We start from the raw sequence: 3,832 nt of genomic DNA on the forward strand, positions 1-3,832 counted from the left end.
CGATGCGACAGTAAATGACACGTTCGGCCTGGGACTACCGGCGGCCCGGGCCGCGTATCCTCCCCTTCCCAAGCTGCCGGACGAGCGGAGACGCCCATGCCTGTAGACCCGGCTGGCCACACCCCGCCACCCGTACCGCCCGGCCCCGACGACGCGGCCGACATCATCCACATCGGCGCCCGACGCGCCCGAACCACCGCGCCCCCCGAACACCAGGAGCCGACCGTGGGCGCAAACGGCCAGCCGGACCCCACCCCAGAACAGAAGCTGGCCGAGATCATCCAGGGCATGTTCCTCGAGGAACACCGCACCCTCACAGATCCAGCCACAGCCGAGGCATACGACATCACCCTGCGTGCCATGCTCCTCATGGTCGACGGAGCCACAGCCCGCGCCGGTCTCTCAGAGGAGCACCACCAGCTACTTCGGAGCCTGATGCAGCAGGCACGCCAGGTCCCGGGCATTCTCTGACCCCCGACACCGGAACCGGATGTACGGATAGCGTGCACACGTGACAGCCCGTCGGATATGACGGAAGCACAACAGTCGCACCCCCAAAGAAGATCAACCCACGCAACTTGTTCATCTTCTGCACGCGCCGTGACATCATGAGCTGTCCGGATTTGGCACCGGAGTGACAACTCTCCGGCCCGGTGAGCGCCCAGCACCCCCCACGCCAGCTTCCGCGCCCCCGGGCCGCCGATGGAATCAGGGGTACCCATGGGCGTAAGCGAGGACAGGCTCACCGCAGCGGCACGACTGAAGCTGCTCCGGCTGGAGTTCACGGCCCACCCATCCTCCTCCCGCTCCACGGTCACCCCCTCACGGACTTCCACCGGCGGACCCCCGCCCACGCCCGCCAACGTGGCCGTCATCGACCACCTGGTGGAGTCCCGGAACGAGATGGTCGCCTACACGCGCGCCATCGCACCGGATGCCGAACGGGCCCCGGTAGAAGCGGCCGACGTCGTCGACTGGGTGTACCAGCACACCGTCCACGCGACCAGCGTGCAGCGCATGGTCCGAGACGCCATGGTCCTCCGCCAGTCCTGGGAACACGCCCTCGCCATGGGAGACGAGAGGCCGGTCCGCGCCGCCGCCCGGTGGGAGGCGTGTCCGAATCCGACGTGCGGGTGCTGGTCGCTGTTCTATCAGCCGGCCCGGCGCATCGTGGCGTGCGTCAACGGGCGCTGCACCAACGAACTCGGGCTGCCCACGGTGTGGGAACTGCGACAGCTCGCCGAACTGGTCATCGCCCGCCGGAACGCCGTCACGGCCGCCGCCACATGACAGCAACCTGACAGCCGTACCCCTGGTCTCAACAGTGAACGGCGTGCACAATTTTTTCACATAGTCACCCGTACGGCCGGTCGGCGCTGCGAACGACGGCCCCTCCGTAGAGGGAGTCATTGGCATGGCTGTTCCGATCCCGGAGTCTCTGGCCGTCCCCAGCGTCTTGGTGTCCATCGATGAAGCACACGGGCTGCTGCGCGGCACGCCGTACGAGCCCTCGAAGAGCACCATCCGGCGCTGGATACCGCGACACGGGATGTTCGTCCGCCGGATCGATGGGTGTGACTACGTGGGCATGGACGAGCTGGTGACCGCCCATCGGGAGGAGACTGCGGCTCGGCTGCGTGCCGCCGCGCGGAAGCGTGAGCGCTCCAAGTCCTGACGGCTGGCCCTGAATCGACGCACTGAAGCCCCGCTCACCTCGCCTGGAGGTGGCGGGGCTTCTTCATTCCCAGAAAAATAGTTGCGCGTGTATCTATAATTGGGCTATGCTCGAAGAGCCGACACGGGGTGGCCCAACAGCCACCCGGAGAAATCCCCTTGGAGCTGCCATGCCCGTGATCACCGCTGCCCGCATACCGCGCCAGCCCACCGGCCAGCTCCCCACCGAGATCGACCTCACCACCCTCCCCGACGTCCTCCAGCAGGTCATCGAGACCGCCCTCGAAGGCGCCCGCAACGCCCCCGACAACGACGAGTACTTCCGACACATGGCCACCGCGATCCTGGCCGCTGGCATCCACACTCGCCACGGAGAACTCGCCCGCTGCGCCTGCGACTGCATGTGCGACGTCCTCTACGACGCCGACGACCCCGACGGCCACCTGTTCCACAACGGCACCCGCGAAATCCCCCAGTGCCCCGCCTGCGCCGACGACCACCGCGGCACCACCTTTTGAATAGGCTCCCCCGAGTCGGGCCCGGCCCGCGTTCGAGCACCGCGAACCCCCACGCCAGCCTCCCGCCGGCCGGGCCCACCAACCACACCTACCCACCCGCACGCCGCACCGGGAGACCGCCATGCCTGACACCGCCGCCGCACAGCACGCCACCACCAGCCGACTCATCCGAGGCGCCATCACCCTGCTTCGCGAGCGAGGCATCTACACCCAGTTCCCCGGCTACGTCGGCGACGACGACAGCCTCAACATCCCCGCCGCCATCCTCCTCGCCCACACCCGGCGGGCCCTGCCCCCGGCCGAGTTCACCCGCAAGGCGTGCCTCGCGCAGTGGGGCGACCCCGACGCGCACTTCCGCGTCCACCCGGCCGTCATGCACGCCATTCGCTTCGTCTCCGCCTGCATCGACGGCCAGCCCAACGACGACCCCGCCACCGGCGAGCCCGACTACATCGACCACCTCGCCTGGTGGCCCACCTACCGGCCCATCGACGCGCAGACCCCGCCGTCCCTCGACGACGTCCTCGACGTCATGGCCAAGGCCGCCACCCTCGCCGCCGACATCGCCCAGCAGGGCGCCGCCGCCGACTACCCGGCCGCAGCGTGAAAGAGCCAGCCATGACCCAGCTCATCGCCGTGGCCGTCACCCGGCACCAGTGCCCGCACTGCCGACGCACCTGGGCCAAGAAGAAGGCCGCCGCAGCCCACATCGACCGCTGCTGGAAGAACCCGGCCAACCGGACATGCAAGACGTGCAAGCACTTCGACCCCGGGGGCGACGCCTGCGGTTGCGAACCCGGCTGCAACTGGGGCTCATCCGGCCCCGACATGCCCAGCTGCGGCGCTGGCCGCGCACTGCCCGACGACTACAAGCCCGTCGCCCACTGCCCGCTGTGGACCGCTCTCACCGACCTCGCCTGACCAGCCGCCCTCAACGCCCCGAACGGAGCCCCACCATGGCCACGCCCATCACCATCCCGACCGCGTACGGCACCCCCGACGACTCGTTCGATGCCGGATTCCTCGACGGCGAACTCGCCGTGATGGAGGGCCTGTCCTCCGCCCGGGCTCACGCCCGCATCGAGATGGCCGAGCTGTACGACCCCATGTACGCCCAGGGCTACAGCGACGGCTACCTCCACGCCACCGCCTTCAACGCCGCCCGCCTCCAGAACGAGGAGACCCGATGACGAACCCGACCCACCCCCTCGGCTCGATGGGCGCCACCATCGAAACCGCGCTCGCTGGCTCCATGCCCGCCTGGTGGCAGACACCTCCGCGCCTCGACCTGGCCGCCGCGGCCGTCGTGTCGGCCTTCGCCGAGGAGGCCAAGCAGCTCCTGGCGAGCGGCGATGGCGACGGCCTGGTCGCCGTGCCCTCCGAGTGGAACTGCTCGCACGGCACCACCGACGACGAGCCGTTCTGCCAGGAACTCGACCAGGACGAGCACCCGGAGTGCCCCACGATCCGCGTCCACGCCGACGACGCTGCCCGGTTCGCCGTCATGGTCGACATGGTGAACGAGCTGCGGAGCCGCCTGACCGCGACCGAACTGCTCGTCGAGCGGGCCCGCGACAAGGGCAACACCCGGATCGACACCGATGCTCTGGTGGACGCGCTGGGCCTGGACGAGGGCGGCG

The 3,832-nt window shown here is 69.2% G+C and carries 8 protein-coding genes; all 8 read left to right on the forward strand.

The annotated features are described in order from the left end of the window. The first annotated feature begins 96 nt into the window (after positions 1-96). A complete protein-coding gene (locus SSOG_RS46065) occupies positions 97-471 on the forward strand; it encodes a hypothetical protein (RefSeq protein ID WP_009721209.1) in 375 nt (124 codons plus the stop codon). A gap of 249 nt (positions 472-720) precedes the next feature. Further along, on the forward strand, positions 721-1,290 hold the full coding sequence (locus SSOG_RS46070) for a hypothetical protein (RefSeq protein ID WP_039942932.1): 570 nt from the start codon (positions 721-723) through the stop codon (positions 1,288-1,290). A 124-nt stretch (positions 1,291-1,414) separates the two neighbouring features. Next, positions 1,415-1,675, forward strand: a complete 261-nt coding sequence (locus SSOG_RS46075; protein ID WP_009721211.1) for a hypothetical protein — start codon at positions 1,415-1,417, stop codon at positions 1,673-1,675. Between the two features lie 169 nt (positions 1,676-1,844). Next, on the forward strand, positions 1,845-2,192 hold the full coding sequence (locus SSOG_RS46080; protein WP_039942934.1) for a hypothetical protein: 348 nt from the start codon (positions 1,845-1,847) through the stop codon (positions 2,190-2,192). A 121-nt stretch (positions 2,193-2,313) separates the two neighbouring features. Continuing rightward, the gene (locus SSOG_RS46085; RefSeq protein ID WP_009721213.1) at positions 2,314-2,799 is read left to right on the forward strand and encodes a hypothetical protein; all 486 of its coding nucleotides are present in this window, start codon (positions 2,314-2,316) and stop codon (positions 2,797-2,799) included. 11 nt (positions 2,800-2,810) lie between these two features. Then, complete coding sequence (locus tag SSOG_RS46090; RefSeq protein ID WP_009721214.1) at positions 2,811-3,113, forward strand: hypothetical protein; 303 nt, start codon at positions 2,811-2,813, stop codon at positions 3,111-3,113. A 35-nt stretch (positions 3,114-3,148) separates the two neighbouring features. Continuing rightward, positions 3,149-3,382, forward strand: a complete 234-nt coding sequence (locus tag SSOG_RS46095; RefSeq protein ID WP_039942937.1) for a hypothetical protein — start codon at positions 3,149-3,151, stop codon at positions 3,380-3,382. Next, on the forward strand, positions 3,379-3,832 hold a 454-nt coding region (locus tag SSOG_RS54605; RefSeq protein ID WP_039942939.1), incomplete at its 3' end, for a hypothetical protein. The genes SSOG_RS46095 and SSOG_RS54605, both read left to right, overlap by 4 nt.

Source organism: Streptomyces himastatinicus ATCC 53653 (genome assembly GCF_000158915.1).
In the GTDB taxonomy this organism is placed as follows: domain Bacteria; phylum Actinomycetota; class Actinomycetes; order Streptomycetales; family Streptomycetaceae; genus Streptomyces; species Streptomyces himastatinicus.